This is a genomic window from Salinivibrio socompensis S35 (assembly GCF_000513715.1).
In the GTDB taxonomy this organism is placed as follows: Bacteria; Pseudomonadota; Gammaproteobacteria; order Enterobacterales; family Vibrionaceae; genus Salinivibrio; species Salinivibrio socompensis.
The window spans coordinates 15,247-32,265 of sequence record NZ_AQOD01000002.1 but is presented as its reverse complement, the minus strand read 5'-3'; the positions used below and the strand labels follow the sequence as shown (position 1 = coordinate 32,265).

The 17,019-nt window shown below is 50.8% G+C and carries 12 protein-coding genes and 2 pseudogenes; 10 read left to right on the top strand and 4 right to left on the bottom strand.

Annotated elements, in window-relative coordinates; translation table 11 throughout:
• Nucleotides 1-93: 93 nt before the first annotated feature.
• The 3 genes and pseudogenes from tatC (at nucleotide 94) to hemB (ending at nucleotide 2,746) form a co-directional block, all read left to right on the top strand.
• Nucleotides 94-846, top strand: a complete 753-nt coding sequence (gene tatC / locus DZ54_RS0100215) for a twin-arginine translocase subunit TatC (protein WP_025672697.1) — start codon at nucleotides 94-96, stop codon at nucleotides 844-846.
• Nucleotides 843-1,624: pseudogene (locus DZ54_RS17660) on the top strand (TatD family hydrolase). The gene tatC and the pseudogene DZ54_RS17660 overlap by 4 nt, the downstream one beginning before the upstream one ends.
• A gap of 69 nt (nucleotides 1,625-1,693) precedes the next feature.
• Nucleotides 1,694-2,746, top strand: a complete 1,053-nt coding sequence (gene hemB, locus DZ54_RS0100205; RefSeq protein WP_025672696.1) for a porphobilinogen synthase — start codon at nucleotides 1,694-1,696, stop codon at nucleotides 2,744-2,746.
• An 80-nt stretch (nucleotides 2,747-2,826) separates the two neighbouring features.
• Here the strand turns inward: hemB and asnC are convergent, their stop codons facing one another.
• The gene (gene asnC, locus DZ54_RS0100200) at nucleotides 2,827-3,288 is read right to left on the bottom strand and encodes a transcriptional regulator AsnC (RefSeq protein ID WP_021022202.1); all 462 of its coding nucleotides are present in this window, start codon (nucleotides 3,286-3,288) and stop codon (nucleotides 2,827-2,829) included.
• 127 nt (nucleotides 3,289-3,415) lie between these two features.
• Between asnC and DZ54_RS0100195 the strand changes: the two genes are divergently transcribed.
• The 4 genes from DZ54_RS0100195 (at nucleotide 3,416) to DZ54_RS0100175 (ending at nucleotide 8,374) form a co-directional block, all read left to right on the top strand.
• Complete coding sequence (locus DZ54_RS0100195) at nucleotides 3,416-6,565, top strand: ABC transporter substrate binding protein (RefSeq protein ID WP_025672695.1); 3,150 nt, start codon at nucleotides 3,416-3,418, stop codon at nucleotides 6,563-6,565.
• A 35-nt stretch (nucleotides 6,566-6,600) separates the two neighbouring features.
• Nucleotides 6,601-7,380: a class I SAM-dependent methyltransferase gene (locus DZ54_RS0100190; protein WP_025672694.1), complete on the top strand. Its 780-nt coding sequence runs from the start codon at nucleotides 6,601-6,603 to the stop codon at nucleotides 7,378-7,380.
• Nucleotides 7,381-7,674, top strand: a complete 294-nt coding sequence (locus tag DZ54_RS23870) for a hypothetical protein (RefSeq protein WP_081721552.1) — start codon at nucleotides 7,381-7,383, stop codon at nucleotides 7,672-7,674. It begins immediately after the preceding gene.
• A 346-nt stretch (nucleotides 7,675-8,020) separates the two neighbouring features.
• Nucleotides 8,021-8,374 (top strand): Hpt domain-containing protein, encoded by a 354-nt coding sequence (locus DZ54_RS0100175; protein ID WP_025672693.1) that lies wholly within the window; start codon nucleotides 8,021-8,023, stop codon nucleotides 8,372-8,374.
• An 88-nt stretch (nucleotides 8,375-8,462) separates the two neighbouring features.
• On the opposite strand, the gene gorA is transcribed toward DZ54_RS0100175, so the two are convergent.
• Nucleotides 8,463-9,818, bottom strand: a complete 1,356-nt coding sequence (gene gorA / locus DZ54_RS0100170; RefSeq protein ID WP_025672692.1) for a glutathione-disulfide reductase — start codon at nucleotides 9,816-9,818, stop codon at nucleotides 8,463-8,465.
• Between the two features lie 281 nt (nucleotides 9,819-10,099).
• Here gorA and prlC point away from each other — a divergent pair, with 281 nt between their 5' ends.
• Nucleotides 10,100-12,142 (top strand): oligopeptidase A, encoded by a 2,043-nt coding sequence (prlC, locus tag DZ54_RS0100165; RefSeq protein WP_025672691.1) that lies wholly within the window; start codon nucleotides 10,100-10,102, stop codon nucleotides 12,140-12,142.
• An 89-nt stretch (nucleotides 12,143-12,231) separates the two neighbouring features.
• Here prlC and gppA read toward each other — a convergent pair.
• Nucleotides 12,232-13,733: pseudogene (gene gppA, locus DZ54_RS0100160) on the bottom strand (guanosine-5'-triphosphate,3'-diphosphate diphosphatase).
• Nucleotides 13,734-13,762: 29 nt separating this feature from the next.
• The gene (rhlB, locus tag DZ54_RS0100155) at nucleotides 13,763-15,055 is read right to left on the bottom strand and encodes an ATP-dependent RNA helicase RhlB (RefSeq protein ID WP_025672689.1); all 1,293 of its coding nucleotides are present in this window, start codon (nucleotides 15,053-15,055) and stop codon (nucleotides 13,763-13,765) included.
• A 112-nt stretch (nucleotides 15,056-15,167) separates the two neighbouring features.
• Here rhlB and trxA point away from each other — a divergent pair, with 112 nt between their 5' ends.
• Entirely contained in the window at nucleotides 15,168-15,494 is a 327-nt protein-coding gene (gene trxA / locus DZ54_RS0100150) for a thioredoxin TrxA (RefSeq protein WP_025672688.1), read from the top strand.
• A gap of 183 nt (nucleotides 15,495-15,677) precedes the next feature.
• Nucleotides 15,678-16,943, top strand: a complete 1,266-nt coding sequence (rho, locus tag DZ54_RS17655) for a transcription termination factor Rho (RefSeq protein ID WP_240473869.1) — start codon at nucleotides 15,678-15,680, stop codon at nucleotides 16,941-16,943.
• Nucleotides 16,944-17,019: the final 76 nt, after the last annotated feature.

The window sequence follows — 17,019 nt, the reverse complement described above, 5'->3', positions numbered from 1 at the left end:
CCGGACACGGCCACCAACACCAACACGTCGTCCACCTCGTTGACCGATAAGTGATAAAGAGCGACGCCTTATGTCCTTGATGAACAAGCCACTATGTCTTCTGTAAACGATTCTCAGCCACTCATCAGTCATCTGATGGAGCTCCGTAACCGCCTGCTTCGTGCCATCGTTGCCATTTTATTGGTCTTTGCTGGGTTAGTGTATTTTGCCAACGACATTTATAGCGTGGTCGCCCAACCCTTGATTGATAAGTTGCCTGAAGGTGCGAGCATGATTGCCACCGATGTGGCATCCCCTTTTTTCACTCCCATCAAACTGACGCTGGTTATCTCCGTCTTTGTGGCGATCCCCGTAGTGCTTTATCAAATTTGGGCCTTTGTCGCTCCCGGTTTGTATAAGCATGAGCAGCGCTTGGTGATGCCGCTTCTGGTGTCGAGCTCGTTGTTATTTTATGCGGGCGTGGCGTTTGCGTATTGGGTCGTGCTGCCACTGGTCTTCGGATTCTTTACGTCCATAGCGCCAGAAGGGGTGCAGGTGGCAACGGACATTGCCAGTTATCTCGATTTCATTTTGGCTTTATTCCTCGCATTTGGTATTGCCTTTGAAATCCCCATTGCGATTATACTGCTGGTTTGGACGGGCGCGACAACGGCGAAAAGCTTAACCAATAAGCGTCCGTATGTGGTGGTGGCGGCCTTTGTGGTGGGAATGATGTTGACCCCGCCAGATATGATTTCGCAAACCTTGCTCGCCATTCCTATGTGCTTGCTGTTCGAGCTGGGTGTGTTGCTATCACGTTTTTATGTCCCGCGCGACGCATCGGCATCTGAAGAGGCCAATGAATGATTGATATTGGTGTCAATCTCACCAGCTCACGATTTGATAAAGACAGAGACGACGTTGTGGCTCAGGCGCAGCAAGCCGGGGTCTCTGGCATGATTCTAACCGGCACCAATGTGGAAGAAAGCCAAGCGGCGGCGGATTTAGCAGCGTGCTATCCTGGCTATGCATATGCGACTGCTGGGGTACATCCGCACGATGCTAAGTTAGTCGATCCTGCCGATTTAAGTGCAATCCGGCACCTGGCTCAGCGGCCCGAGGTGGTGGCGATCGGAGAGTGTGGTCTCGACTATAACCGTGATTTTTCCCCACGCCCGCAACAAGAAGCGGTCTTTGAAGCCCAGTTGGCACTGGCAGCTGAGCATGCGTTACCGGTTTTCATGCATTGTCGCGATGCCCATGACCGCTGGCTAGCGATATTGCGTCCTTGGTTAAATAAGTTACCAGCGGCGGTATTACACTGCTTTACTGGCGACGATCATGCACTGCGGGGTTGCTTAGACGCGGGGTTGTATATAGCGTCACGGGTTGGCTCTGCGACGAACGGCGCGGACAACAGCTTCAGCAACAGGTAAGTTGGCTGCCCGATGATCGTTTGATGATTGAAACCGATGCGCCTTATTTACAGCCGCGCGATCTGCGTCCGCGCCCCAAACGTAGCCGTAATGAGCCAAAATATTTGCCGCACATCGCACAAACTGTCGCACGGCTCCGGCAACAGCCTGTTGAACATGTTATTGATTGTACAGTAAAAAATACCCAGCGCTGTTTCTCGATTCAGTGAGGGGAGCATAACGATAGCGAGGCAGTACGCTGCCCCAAAGCCCAGGTCTGCAACATTAAGGAGGATACAGTGGCCGTATCCATTCAAGGCGCCTTTCCTGCACGACGCCTGCGTCGTACACGCAAAACTGATTTTAGCCGCCGTTTGGTGGCAGAACACACACTCTCTGCCAGTGATTTAATTTATCCGGTTTTCGTCCTGATGGGCAAAAACCGTCGCGAGCCCGTGGCTTCAATGCCAGGCATTGAGCGACTATCGATCGACTTGCTGTTACACGAAGCGGACTACCTAGCCAAACTGGGTGTGCCTGCGATCGCTCTGTTCCCGGTGATCCCAAAAGATGCGAAAACGCTCTGTGCCTCGGAAGCCTTTAACCCGGAAGGTTTAGTGCCCCGTGCCGTGCGCCTGCTCAAAGAGCATGTGCCTCAAATGGGCGTGATCACCGATGTCGCGCTTGATCCTTATACGGTGCATGGCCAAGACGGCATTATCGATGACGACGGTTATGTAATGAATGAGCCGACCACCGAAGTACTGATCAAGCAAGCCCTGTCTCATGCCGAAGCCGGTGTCGATATTGTTGCGCCGTCGGATATGATGGACGGGCGGATTGGCCGTATTCGTGAAGCATTAGAAGCCAATGGCTACATCCATACCCAAATCATGGCGTACTCGGCTAAATATGCGTCTAATTATTACGGGCCTTTCCGGGACGCACTTGGCTCAGCGGCCAACCTAAAAGGCGGCAATAAAGCTAACTACCAAATGGATCCGGCCAATAGTGATGAAGCCCTCCACGAAGTGGCGATGGACATTGCCGAAGGCGCGGACACCGTCATGGTCAAGCCTGGAATGCCGTATTTGGATGTGGTGCGTCGGGTGAAAAATGAGCTTAAGGTACCGACCTTTGCTTATCAGGTATCGGGTGAATATGCGATGCACAAGGCGGCGATTGATAATGGCTGGCTGAAAGAGCGCGAGACCGTGATGGAGTCTCTACTGTGCTTTAAGCGCGCCGGTGCTGATGGCATTTTAACCTACTTCGCTAAACAAGTTGCTGAGTGGTTAGCCGAAGACGCGGGCGCGCCATTACCACCGCGGCCAGAAGATACCGTCGGCTAATTGCCCTAAAAAAACGTATTTGCGCCCTTGCCACTGGCAGGGGCGTTTTTTTAGCAAGGGCATAGATTACCCCACAAAAATCAAGGGATAACGTTGCGGTTAATCGGGTTCTGTAGTGAGATCAGCGTTTCCGTGGATTGGACCTCATCGATGGCCTGCAGTTTATCAATCAATACAAACTGTAACTCCTCGATAGAGCGACACATCAGTTTGACGAAGATGTTATAGGCCCCCGTGGTGTAATAAGCCTCTACCACCTCATCGAGCTGGTTCAGCTTTTCTAACGCGGAATGGTAATCGCGAGCCGCTTTCAGGTTGATACCAATAAAACAGCACACGTCATAACCAAGCTTTTTGGTGTTCACTAATATCTCGGTACCTTCGATAATACCGGCGGCTTTCATCTTCTCAACGCGTACGTGCACGGTCGCGGGGCTGACATTAAATCGTTTCGCCATTTCTGCATAAGGGACGCGTGCATCATCCAGTAGGGTAGAGAGAATTCGACGATCGAGGTCATCCAGTTTTGGCAACTCGTTCATTGTTTAAGTCTTTTTGTTATAGCGAGGTCTTGTTTTTCGTTAACACGATTGCTGACCATTCGGTTAACACCTAATGTAGGGTATCGCGTTGTTTCATTCGATACCAATCAACCAACAGGAAGTGGATGTGGGGATTAAATATCTTTTAGGCGGCATACTGCTATGGGTCGCAACGAGTGTCAGCGCCGCACAAAAAGATGTGCTGGTGGTGCACTCTTACCATCCAGACTTCTTTTGGAATCAAGCTCTCGTTGAAGGGCTTGACGCTGCTACCGAAGGCGAAGACATTGCGTTTCAGCATACCTACCTGGAGATTAAGCGTTATCAGTCAGAGGCGTACCGAGAGCAACTAAAAACACTCTATATCCAAAAGCTCGCGAGTCATCAATTTGACGCCATCTTAACCACGGATAATGCCGCGCTTTGGTTAATCCATGAACTTCATGAGTATATTGGTAATACACCGGTGGTGTATGCAGGGCTCAATAACTTTGGTCGTCAGCATTATCCGCTGCTGCCCAAGCTGACCGGTGTCAAAGAGGAAGTCGATCTACCGCGTAACCTGGCACTAATGAAACGCTTACACCCTGAGTTAGAACGTGTTTACGTGTTGCTCGATGATACCTTCTCGAGTCGTCAATACTGGAATGTCGTGCAAGCGCAACTGGCTAATCACGGTGATTTTGGGATCGACATTGTGCGGCTTTCTAGCCTCTCTTTCTCGGGGCTACGAAATAGAATTCAAGCCATGCACGAGGGTGAGGCTGTGTTTTATCTTTCCTATTTTAGGGATAGCAACGGACAGTTCCTCGATAAGGTCAAGGGTATCCATACACTGACTAAAGATGCCCCTGTGCCTATCTATGGTGCCATGAGTTTTATGCTCGGGCAGGGTGTCGTCGGTGGTGTGGTGATTGATGGCAAAACCCAAGGTTACCATCAAGGCAAATTGCTCCTTAACGTGTTAGATGGTCAACTGCCCGCCGAGCGCGATAGCACCAATATCACCCTGTTTGATTATCCGGCGCTCACGCGCTGGAAGTTAGATATTAGCGCGTTAGAGGATGTGACGATCACCAATCAACCCCAACCGATATGGCAAGCTCATCGGGTTGCGGTGCAAGCGGTCGCGTTGGCTGTCTTGGTGCTGGGGAGCGTGATTGTCATGTTAGGCGCGAATATTCGTCAGCTCCGGCGTAGCGAGTCGTCGCTGATGCGCCATCGTGCGATGTTAAAAGGGGTGTTTGACCAAAGTAATCAACTGATCGCTTTATTGGATCAACACGGAATGTTGGTCTCAGGCAACGCCAGCTTCTATCAACTGATTGCTGTCAGTCAGACGGACCGTGAGCGTCCTTTATGGCTCTGGCCTATCTGGCGCAATCCAGCGAGCTTGGAGCACCACTTAAAACGGGTCGAGACCACTCAACCTCATCGATTTGAATTATGTTTGAGCGAGTCCCACCGCGAAGTGATCTTGGATGTGGCGGTGAAGAGCTTTCCTAGTGAACCGGGCCAGCCGCAAATATTGCTTGAGGCGCGTGACATCACTCAGCGCAAACAAACCGAAGAAAAGCTACAGCGCAGCGAAATTGAATATCGCATGCTCTACGAGCAACAGCCCGTCATCTTGCTAACGGTTGACTACCAGGGGCGTATTCAGTCACTCAACCAATACGCCGCGGACTTATTCGGTCACGAAAAATCATGCTTGCTGGGGCATAAAATTACAGAGCTTTATGTCAGCGACCAAGTCCCCCCACATAGGATGATTAAGCGCGATCAGCATAGCCAAGAGCAAGTTTGGCGCCGTGAAATTCCGTATCGAGCGGGTAATGGGCATACATTGTGGGTTCGAGAAACCATCCGCGCCATGCACCATCAAACCCAATTATTGGTCGTGGGTGAAGATGTTACCGCGCACCGGGAAATGGAAAACCAGCTGACCTATCAAGCACATCATGACTATTTAACCGGGCTTTATAACCGTAGTTACTTTGAACAAAAACTGGCCGCGGCGCTGTTACAAGCTCGGGAGGATGATGAATGCCATGCGATGTTCTATATCGATATGGATCAATTTAAACTGATTAATGATACCGCGGGCCATGAAGCCGGGGACGAAGCACTAAAACAAGTGGCACAGATTATCCGTCAGCACCTACCGGAAGGCGCCGTGTTATCACGATTAGGTGGTGATGAGTTTGGTGTTATCGCTTATCATCATGCCGCAGAGCAGTCGGTGAACTGGGGGCGAACCTTGTTAGAGGTGCTTGCTGACAGTGAGTTCTTCTGGCATGGCAGCCGAATGCGACTGGCATGTTCTTTGGGTATTCGTCTGCTTGACCGCACCGCAGGCTCTCCGCAGCAAGTTCATGCGCAAGCAGACACAGCTTGTTATGCGGCCAAAGATGAAGGCCGTAATCGACTCCACATTTACCACCCCGATGATGAAGAGTTGCAGCGCCGAGAGCAAGAAATGGCCTATGTCAGCCATATTCATGATGCGATCGCGCGTGACCGCTTTGATATCTATGCACAGCAAATAATTGATATTAAATCACAAAGTCAAGATAAGCTGTACATTGAAGCGCTGGTTAGGATGCGCGACACCAAAGGTGGTTTGCTACCACCCAGTATGTTTATCCCTGCCGCCGAACGCTACAACATGGCGCATCAGCTAGATACCGTGGTGGTGACCAAAACCCTCGCCTGGTTTGACGCGAACCCCGAGCAAATCGCGAAGCTGGGTAAGATATCGATTAATTTATCGGGCCGGTCGATTACCCAAAGAGCGTTTGTCGCCTTCCTCCTCGATGCGATTAAACAGACTAAGGTCCCCAGTGAATGCCTCTGCCTTGAGATCACCGAAACCGCTGCGATCAGTAACATGAGCAGTGCGATCGACCTCTTTTCTCAGCTTAAATCTTTGGGCTGTACCATTGCCCTAGACGACTTTGGTGCTGGCATTTCTTCGTTTGGTTACCTGAAGCGTTTACCGGTCGATATTATAAAAATCGACGGGCAATTTATCCGCGATATTGCGACTGATGAAACAGACTATGCGATGGTGAAAGCCATCAACGACTTAGCCAAGCAAATGGGTAAACAAACCGTTGCTGAGTTTGTTGAAAACGCGGCCATCTTGGATAGACTCAAAACCCTTGGGGTCGACTATGCGCAAGGCTACCATTTCAGTGTACCGGCACCGTTAAGTCATCAGGTAAAAAATTGGCGTCCCAGCCGTGAGACAGTGAAGGAAAAAAACCATCTCTGATATAATCGGACCAGCCCCAGCAGCGGAGATCCGATGTGCAACTCACTTTGATGTGTGACGCCCTTGAAAAAGCCGAAGAATTTGAACGATTAAAATCGACGTGGTCACTCACTCACGATCCTGACTCACCGTTTGCCTTAGTGATGACACAGGCACGTCTTGAGCTGCGCAAGCGAGATGAGCCCAAATTAGGGGCCGTATTTGTTGACTTTGTTAGCGGCGCCGCTGCCCATCGTCGTCAATTTGGTGGTGGCAAAGGACAAGCGATAGCAAAAGCGGTCGGGCTCAATAAAGGTGTGACCCCACGCGTATTAGATGCGACCGCGGGACTGGGGCGAGATGCGTTCGTTTTGGCCTCTTTAGGCTGTTCAGTGCAAATGATAGAAAGGCATCCGGTCGTCGCCGCTTTACTTGATGATGGTTTACAGCGGGCATACTTGGATCCTGATATTGGCGCATGGATGCAATCACGGATGACGTTACTGCATGCCAATAGTGAGCAGGCTCTGACTGATATGGCAAGCATGCCAGGTTTGGTGCAACCTGATGTTATTTATCTCGACCCTATGTATCCCCATAAGAAAAAAGCCGCTTTAGTGAAAAAAGAGATGCGTGTTTTTCAATCTTTGGTGGGTGCAGATAGTGATGCAGATGCATTACTGCTTCCCGCGCTTGATCTGGCACGCAGTCGCGTGGTGGTAAAGCGACCGGGTTATGCCGCGCCCTTAGCGGAAAAAACACCGCACTCAAGCATTACCACCAAGAAAAACCGCTTTGACATGTATATCAACGCAGCGCTAAGCGCGGAGGCGTAAGTGGCTAAATCTCTGTGTAAATGGCGACGTGGTGAGGTTGAGGCCCATTTAGCAACCTTAACAGAGATCACCACCCCACCGCGTGTCGCATGTAGTAAATGTGCGCGCGTCGCCAGTGAAAAAGGATACGTCTGTCGTCCTATCTCGCTAGTGAGTGATGAGGAAAATAAAACGAAGAAAGCGTCTGATCTCGCAGCTAAAAAAGCTAAAAAAGCTAAAAAAGACAAGCAAAAAGCGGCCAAGAAAGACAAAAAGGGAAAGACGGATAAAAAAGTCAGGAAGAAGGCTAAGTAGGATAAGCCTAAACATAAACAGCAGATAAGCAAAAACTCCATGGCGTACCATGGAGCTTTTTAGCCTTAATCGAGGCCTTTTACCATCAGTACGGTTAATAGTCCGGTGATCACTGAAACAATCAGGCCGGAAACGATTAGCCAAGGCAACATATCCATCATGATTTGCACTCACTTCTATTGTTATGATTTGGGGGAAAAGCGAGCATTATTGAACCTGAGTTTAACGGCTGCCTCAATAGCATAAACGCAGCTGGTTAACCTTAGTAACAGCTAGAAACAAGATGATGACAAAACATTCGAAAAGCCCATGTGGCGAATAGGTCTATCAGTACAAAGGAGCCAGCATGAGTGTCAATCAAGGAAAGGCCGACATGTCGGTTTGGGACAAAGAAGAAGCGTTAAGCCGGTTAATGGACAGCCCGGCGCTTCTTGACGAAGCTTGCCGTATTTTTGTTGAAGAAAGCGAGCAACAGCTTCCGGTGATGGCAAGACAGTTAGCGGATGCTGATTATGCCGATTTAGCGCGTGAAGCGCATAAAATGAAAGGCAGTGCGGGCAATCTGGCAGCCTTAGAGCTGTATCAACATGCGCTGACCTTAGAGCAAGCGGCCAAGCAAGATGCGACCGAGCAGGCCACGGCGGCGCTGGCGAGTATAAAAGAAGGCTTAGCCCGTTTTTGTGCGCAGCTGACTCACTAGCGGCCTGTCTCATCATGCTCGCGAGTGACCAATAAAAAACGCCGTGTGTCGACACGGCGTTTTTTAAGTGACTGTTTTATCGCGCGGCTTAGCGCATAGTAACAAATTCTTCTGAGCCGGTGGGGTGAATCGCGACTACGCTATCAAAATCCGCTTTGGTGGCGCCCATCTTCATCGCTACAGCAAAGCCTTGGATCATCTCGTCGACCGTAAAGCCGATACCATGCAGACCCACGACTTTTTCTTCATCGCCCGCACAAACCAGTTTCATCTTACAAGGTTGACGGTGTTGAGTGACAGCGGTGTACATTGCCGCAAAGCTAGAGGTATAGACTTTGATATTGTCATCGCCATACTTGGCGCGTGCTTCTGGCTCGCTCAACCCAATGGTGCCAATCGGTGGATGGCTGAAAACCACGGTGGGGACCAGCTCATAATCCATTTTGGCATGTGTCTGGCCATTAAAAAGGCGCTCGGATAGCAAGCGTCCGGCTTTGACAGCCACCGGCGTCAGCTCAATGCCACCATCCATGATGTCGCCGACACAGTGAATATGTGGCACGCTGGTGGTTTGATACGGGTCAACCTTGATGTAGCCATCTGCCGTGGTTTGGACATCCGTCGCACCCAGGTTGATTTTATCCGTAGTGGGATGACGGCCAATTGCCCAAATTAAGGTGTCTGTATTGTGCGTGGTGCCGTTTTCAAATGATAGCGTCAGGCTGCCATCGTTCTCTTTGGTGACTGAAACCGGAACATGCTGGGTATGAAGGGTTGGCCCTTCTTTTTCCATTACTTCGACCAAGGTCTCTGTCACCATAGGATCGAACGTCCGTAGTGGGTGGTCTTTACGCACAAACAAGTGGGTGTCAGAGCCTAGCGCGTGCAGCACTCCGGCGATCTCGACCGCAATGTAACCGGCACCGACCACCGCAACTCGCTTAGGCTGCTCGGGGAGGGCAAAGAAGCCATCGGAATCGATCCCGAGTTCCGCGCCTGGAATATTGGGAACCGTTGGGGTGCCACCGACCGCAATTAAAAAATGATCGGCGGTGTAATGTTCACCATCGACTTCAACTGTGTTGTTATCGATAAAGCGAGCAAAACCACGGATGACATCAATGTTATTTTTACCTAAAACATTGTCGTAGGCCTTGTGGATACGGCTGATGTAGGCTTCACGGTTATCAACCAGTGTTGACCAGTTAAAGCCTTTCACATCCACATCAAAGCCGTAGTCTGATGCGTAGAGATTGAGCGCTTCCGCGACCTGGGCGCCATGCCACATGACTTTTTTAGGCACACAGCCTACGTTTACGCAGGTGCCGCCGAGGTGTTTTGCTTCAATAAGGGCGACTTTAGCACCGTGCATCGCGGCACGGTTGGCAGAGGCAATACCGCCACTACCGCCACCGATACAGATATAGTCGAAATGCTTCGCCATGTCTTTCTCCATCTTATAGGCACTGGGTGCCGCTGGCATTTATATCGAGGTCAGCTTGTCCTGTTTGGTGGCGCTTGTAAAGCCACTCACGCTGACCGTCGGAGTACTAGCATACCAAACCGGCAGTGAGGCAGCAGTCTCAGAATCATTTTGTAACGCTCGCAATACACGTCGCTTTATCCCGAGGGATTGAAAAGTACGTACCGAGACGGCATATACATGTTGTCATTCATATCTTAGGCCTCGTACGGTGAGTGCCTGACAGCAAAAAGGAAGGCATTATGTCCAACCCGCTTCTTCAATTTGACGATTTACCTCCGTTTTCGGCGATTAAGCCTGAGCATGTTAAGCCGGCAGTGGAAGCCGCGATTGCTGACTGTCGCCAAGCGGTAGACGCCGCCGCTGGCGCTGACCAACCGAGCTGGACCGCTGTTTGTGTGCCGGTTACCGAGGCTGAAGATCGGTTAGGCCGGATTTGGTCACCGGTCAGCCATATGAACGCGGTCGTCAATAGCCAGCCCCTGCGTGAAGCCTATGAAAGCTGCTTGTCCTTGTTGTCTGAGTACTCGACCTGGCGCGGACAGCACAAAGGCTTGTACCAAGCGTATAAAGCGATAAAAGAGGGCACCGAGTTCGGCACGTTGGATGTTGCTCAGCAAAAAGCCATTACCGATGCATTGCAAGACTTTGAGCTCTCGGGCATTGCCTTACCGGCGGATCAGCAGCACCGATTTGGTGACATTCAAAAGCGCTTATCTGAGCTTTCCTCTTCATTTAGCAATAATATACTCGATGCCACCATGGGTTGGACCAAATTAGTCACTGACGACAGTGAGCTGGCTGGTCTTCCTGAGTCCGCGCGGCAGGCTGCCAATGCGCAAGCTGAAGCGAAATCGCAGCAAGGCTATTTATTTACCCTTGATATCCCCTCCTACCTGCCCGTTATGATGTATTGCGATAATCGGGCATTGCGGCAAGAAATGTATGAGGCCTTTACCACGCGTGCTTCTGATCGTGGTCCAAACGCGGGGCAATGGGACAACTCCGAGCTGATGAATGAGTCGTTGCGCTTAAAGCATGAGCTGGCACGTTTGTTAGGCTTTAATAGCTACAGCGAATTGTCGTTGGCCACCAAGATGGCGGAAACGCCAGACCAAGTGATGGGCTTTTTGAACGATCTGGTTGATAAGGCCCGCCCTCAAGGCGAGCGCGAATTTGCTGAAGTGAAGGCTTATGCCAAACAAGAGTTTGGCGTAGATGCGCTTGAGCCTTGGGACATTCCGTATTATAGCGAGAAACTTAAACAAGCCCGTTATACCATCTCGGATGAAGCACTTCGCCCTTACTTCCCCGAAGCGCGGGTGCTAAACGGTTTATTTGAAGTGATGAAGCGGGTGTTCGGGATGACGATTACCGAGCGTAAAGGCATTGATACCTGGCATGAGAGCGTGCGCTTTTACGACATTCATGACAGCCAAGGCACTCTGCGTGGCAGCTTCTACTTGGACTTATATGCGCGTGAGCACAAACGTGGCGGCGCGTGGATGGACGAATGCCGCGTGCGTCGTCGTAAAGCGAATGGTGAACTGCAAACGCCAGTTGCATACCTCACGTGCAACTTTAATCCGCCAGTGGGTGACGATCCGGCCTTGTTTACTCATGATGAAGTGGTCACCCTGTTCCACGAGTTCGGTCATGGTATTCATCATATGCTGACCCAAGTCGAGGTCGCGGATGTCTCAGGTATTAATGGTGTCCCTTGGGATGCGGTTGAGCTGCCGAGTCAGTTCTTAGAAAACTGGTGCTGGGAGCAAGAAGCGCTGAGCTTCATTTCTGGGCATTATCAAACCGGGGAAGCGCTCCCTGAAGACATGCTGGAGAAAATGCTCGCGGCGAAAAACTTCAACTCAGCCATGGGGATGTTGCGTCAGCTCGAGTTTAGTTTGTTTGATTTCCGCTTGTTCAGCGAGTTTGATCCAGACGTTGGACCACGGATTATGGAAACCTTAAGCGCGGTACGTAAGCAGGTTTCTGTGGTGCCAACGCCTGAGTGGAACCGTTTCCCGCATGCTTTTGGCCATATCTTTGCCGGTGGCTACAGCGCCGGTTATTACAGCTACAAATGGGCCGAGGTGCTCTCGAGCGATGCCTACTCACGCTTTGAAGAGGACGGGATTTTTAATCGTGATACCGGTGAAGATTTCTTAAACCATATTCTCAGCCGCGGGGGCAGTGAAGCACCGAAAGACTTGTTTGTTCGCTTTAGAGGGCGAGAGCCAAGCCCAGAAGCGCTGTTACGCCACAGTGGTATTACGGCAGCTTAATGGCGTTGTTAGCCATTGACGGTATCAATGAAAAAAGGCCCGCATCATTATGGTGCGGGCCTTTTGTTAATGCTACGCGTGTGACAGGTCTAGTGCGCTCGTACCGTTAATGGCAGCCCAAGGCTGGATTGACGCACGGCTTCTTGCTCTAGCTCGACGCGTAATAAGGGACTGGCGTCGAGCAACGTGGTATCCAGCGTCAAGGTGAGCGCGTCGCCGTCAGTACCGAGTGTGATCACGGGTCGAACGCGACTATCGCGACGATGGCACAAGATCACCGCCACCCGTAACAACCTTAGTAGACGGTTGGCGCTAGGGGTAGACAGGGCATGCTGGCCATCAATTAGCACCAGTTGATCACGGTAATAGCGTAGTAAGGTGACAACCAGTTGTTTTTGTGCCCGAGTAAAACCAGGTAAATCGAGATGGGTAATTAAATACGCGGCATGGTCGCCATCATGTTTAAAACCAATGCTTAGCCCGATTTCATGTACGCAGGCTGCAGCATGGAGCAGGCTCCGTGCTTCCGGCTCCGGTATCCATGACGCCGGACACTGGTGAAGCAATTCAAGTGCAGTGGTTGCCACATTGATCCCGTGAGCCTCATCGAGCTGATAGCGAGATTGAATACTGGCAATGGTGCGCGCGCGAATATCGCTGTGGCGCATGGCTGTCATCATCTCATAGACCAAGCCTTCACGCAGCGCGCCCCCAGCGAGAGTCATTCGGGTGACGTCCAAACACTCAAAAATGGCAATTAAAATGGACAAACCACTGGGAAAAACCAGGGCCCGTTCGAGCGTCAACCCTTCAATATCCAGAGCGTCCATTTGCCCACACGCAATCGCTTGGTCGCGTAGTCGGTGGAGCTTTTCCAAGGAGATCACTTCATCCATCCCTTGGGTCACCATAATTTCTTGCAGTGCTTGCACCGTGCCGCTGGCGCCGACACAACAGTCCCATCCGAGTCCACGATACTGGGCCATTAAGGGGGCCAATTCCGCTTTCGCGCCAGCAATTGCATTGTCAAAAGCAGTTTGGTTGAGCACGCGATCGGCAAAATAGTCTTCTAAAAACGTGACACAGCTCATGTTGAGGCTTTGCAAAAGGGTGGGTTCAAACTGCTCACCAATAATAAGCTCCGTACTGGCGCCCCCAATATCCACCACCAAGCGTTTACCCGGGCCACCCGACGTATGCGCCACCCCTTGGTAAATGGTGCGTGCTTCTTCTTCGCCCGAGATAATCTCAATAGGGTGACCCAGCAAAGCATTCGCCTTTGCTAAAAAGGCATCGGCGTTACTGGCACGGCGCAGCGCGGCGGTCGCGACCACGCGAATATGGTCAGTATTAAAGTCTTGCAAGCGTTCGGCGAAAAGGGCCAAACAATCCCAGCCACGTTGCATCGCTTCATCGCTGAGCTGTTGTTGGTCATCCATCCCCGCAGCGAGACGCACTTTTCGCTTGATTTTGGCAAGGGTTTGGACACTGCCTGCCACCTGGCGCACCACCAGCATATGAAAGCTGTTGGAGCTAAATCAATCGCGGCGTACAGCGTTGGCGTTGATGTTGTATTTCCGTGACCACTCATGATGCGCGCTGACCCATGGTTCTTTGACGTTATGCCGACTTTTGTGGACGACGGCGCTGTTGTCGGTTGCGATTATTACTGCCGCTCTTGTTGTTACTACGACGCTGTGTCGTAGGACGCTTCGCCATTTTCTTTGGTGGTGGAAGGTCTTTCAATAGCGCGTTACGATCAAATTCGCTCACCGGAATGCTGTGCTCAATATATTCTTCGATAGCCGGTAAGTTGATTGCGTATTCTTCACAGGCAAAGCTAATAGAGCTGCCACTGGCTCCCGCACGACCCGTACGGCCAATTCGATGGACATAGTCTTGCGCATCGTCGGGGAGGTCATAATTGAAAACGTGCGTCACGAGAGGAATATGTAATCCGCGTGCAGCCACATCGGTGGCGACAAGCAGATCAAGTTCGCCGTTAGTGAATTGCTCTAAGATTTTAACCCGCTTTTTCTGTGGTACGTCGCCAGTGAGCAGACCCACGCGATGATTATCGGCAGCTAAATGGGCCCAAATGGACTCACAGCGATGCTTGGTATTGGCAAAGATGATCGCACGCTCGGGCCACTCTTCTTCGATGAGTGTTTGCAGTAGCGGCATTTTTTCTTTGTTGGATGGCTGGAACAGTTCTTCTTTAATCCGATGCCCGGTGATTTGCTCGGGCTCTACCACCACGTGTTCAGGGGTGGTCATGTGTTCAAACGCCAACTCTTGTACACGATATGACAAGGTGGCAGAAAATAGCATGTTCAAGCGCTGGTTGGGGGCAGGCATACGGTTAAACAAAAAGCGAATGTCTTTGATAAAGCCCAAATCGAACATACGGTCAGCTTCATCCAACACCACGGCTTGAATGCTGTGTAAGTCAATGATTTTCTTTTTGTGAAAGTCGATGATGCGACCACAGGTGCCGATTAATATATCAACACCCTGCTCTAACGTCTGTTGCTGTTTGTCGTAACCTTCGCCACCATACGCGAGTCCGGCGGTGATTGAGGTATTCGCCAACAGCGGCTCAGCATCGTTATAGATCTGAATCGCTAACTCACGCGTAGGAGCTAATATGATGGCACGCGGTTGATTTTGTTTACGCGATGCCGGAGCGTCGGTTGTGAGGAGGTGATGAAACGTCGCAGCGAGGAACGCTAGGGTCTTTCCTGTCCCTGTTTGCGCCTGCCCTGCAATGTCTTGGCCGGTGAGCAGGACCGGCAATGCCAATGCCTGGATAGGAGTACATTCAGTAAACCCCTTGGCATCCAAGCCTTTAAGAACATCGGCGTGCAAGCCGAGCTCGGCAAATTTCTGCTCTGTGATATGCGTCATTTTCATCCGGATAGAATATCAGCTTAGGCTTGCAATACGGAAGCGAATCCAGTCAAATAGTCCCATAATTTACTGGTCGCAATTTAGCCAGTAACAAAAACATGTATTGGAGTAAGAGATGAGCGACAAAATGATGCAGCTAACCGACGACAGCTTTGAGGCAGACGTTCTAAAAGCTGCAGGGCCTGTTTTGGTTGATTTTTGGGCAGAATGGTGTGGGCCATGTAAAATGATCGCACCGATTTTGGACGAAATCGCCGAGGAGTATGCAGGTAAAGTCACCATCGGAAAACTGAACATCGACCAGAACGCAGGTACGCCGCCTAAGTTTGGCATCCGTGGTATCCCGACACTGCTTCTTTTTAAAGATGGCAGCGTCGCAGCAACCAAGGTGGGTGCTGTGTCAAAAACTCAACTAAAAGAGTTTCTTGACGCTAACCTATAATGCTAAAGTAACCGTCGCTGCCTTACAGCGGCGGTTGTTTTTCTGTCAACTAGACGATACCCCATTTAGGTGCTACCTTATAGCACGGAATTTGTACTTCTGTTCATCTCTCGAACATGCCACTGGTCTCGACACGCTAACTAATTCCAGACCTCAACTTTGATAAACAAGACACTCACCACTATGAATCTTACCGAACTGAAGACTCAACCCGTCTCGACGCTGGTTGCGCTTGGCGAAAGCATGGGACTTGAAAACCTGGCTCGCTTGCGTAAGCAGGACATTATTTTCTCGATCCTCAAACAGCACGCAAAAAGCGGTGAAGACATTTTCGGCGATGGCGCGCTGGGAAATTCTTCAGGACGGGTTTGGCTTCTTGCGCAGCGCAGACAGCTCGTATTTGGCCGGCCTGATGACATTTATGTATCGCCCAGCCAAATTCGGCGTTTTAACCTGCGCACGGGCGATACCATCGCGGGTAAAATTCGACCGCCAAAAGACGGCGAGCGCTACTTCGCGCTACTAAAGGTTAACCAAGTTAACAGCGACAAGCCTGATAACGCCCGCAGCAAGATCCTTTTCGAAAACTTAACCCCATTACACGCCAGTGAGCGGATGGTGATGGAGCGCGGTAACGGCTCGACCGAAGACATTACCGCCCGCGTACTTGATTTGGCATCGCCAATCGGTAAGGGCCAACGTGGTTTGATTGTGGCTCCGCCGAAAGCGGGTAAAACCATGTTGCTGCAAAACATTGCTCAGAGCATCGCGTTCAACCACCCTGATTGCGAATTGATGGTGCTTTTGATTGATGAGCGTCCGGAAGAAGTGACCGAGATGCAGCGTCTGGTCAAAGGGGAAGTGGTTGCTTCGACCTTTGATGAGCCGGCGAACCGTCACGTGCAAGTCGCCGAGATGGTGATTGAGAAGGCAAAACGCCTGGTTGAACATAAAAAAGACGTAGTGATCTTATTGGATTCGATCACCCGTTTGGCCCGCGCTTACAACACGGTTGTGCCATCATCGGGCAAAGTCTTGACCGGTGGTGTCGACGCTAACGCATTGCATCGTCCTAAACGTTTCTTTGGTGCAGCGCGTAATGTTGAAGAAGGCGGTAGCCTAACCATCATTGCGACCGCACTGGTGGATACCGGCTCGAAAATGGATGAAGTGATCTACGAAGAATTCAAAGGGACAGGTAATATGGAACTGCACCTTTCTCGTAAGATTGCGGAAAAACGTGTTTTCCCTGCTATCGACTTCACCCGCTCAGGTACCCGCCGCGAAGAGCTCCTCACCAAACCTGATGAACTGCAAAAGATGTGGATTTTAAGAAAGATCATGCATCCAATGGGCGAATTTGAAGGGATGGAATTCTTGATTGGCAAACTGGCAATGTCCAAAACCAATCATGAGTTCTTCGATGCCATGCGGCGACAAAACTCGTAACGGATAACGCAATAGTGTTAAGCACTGCGCATTCGCAGTGCTTTTTTATTGCTCACAACAGACCCAGCTCGCACAA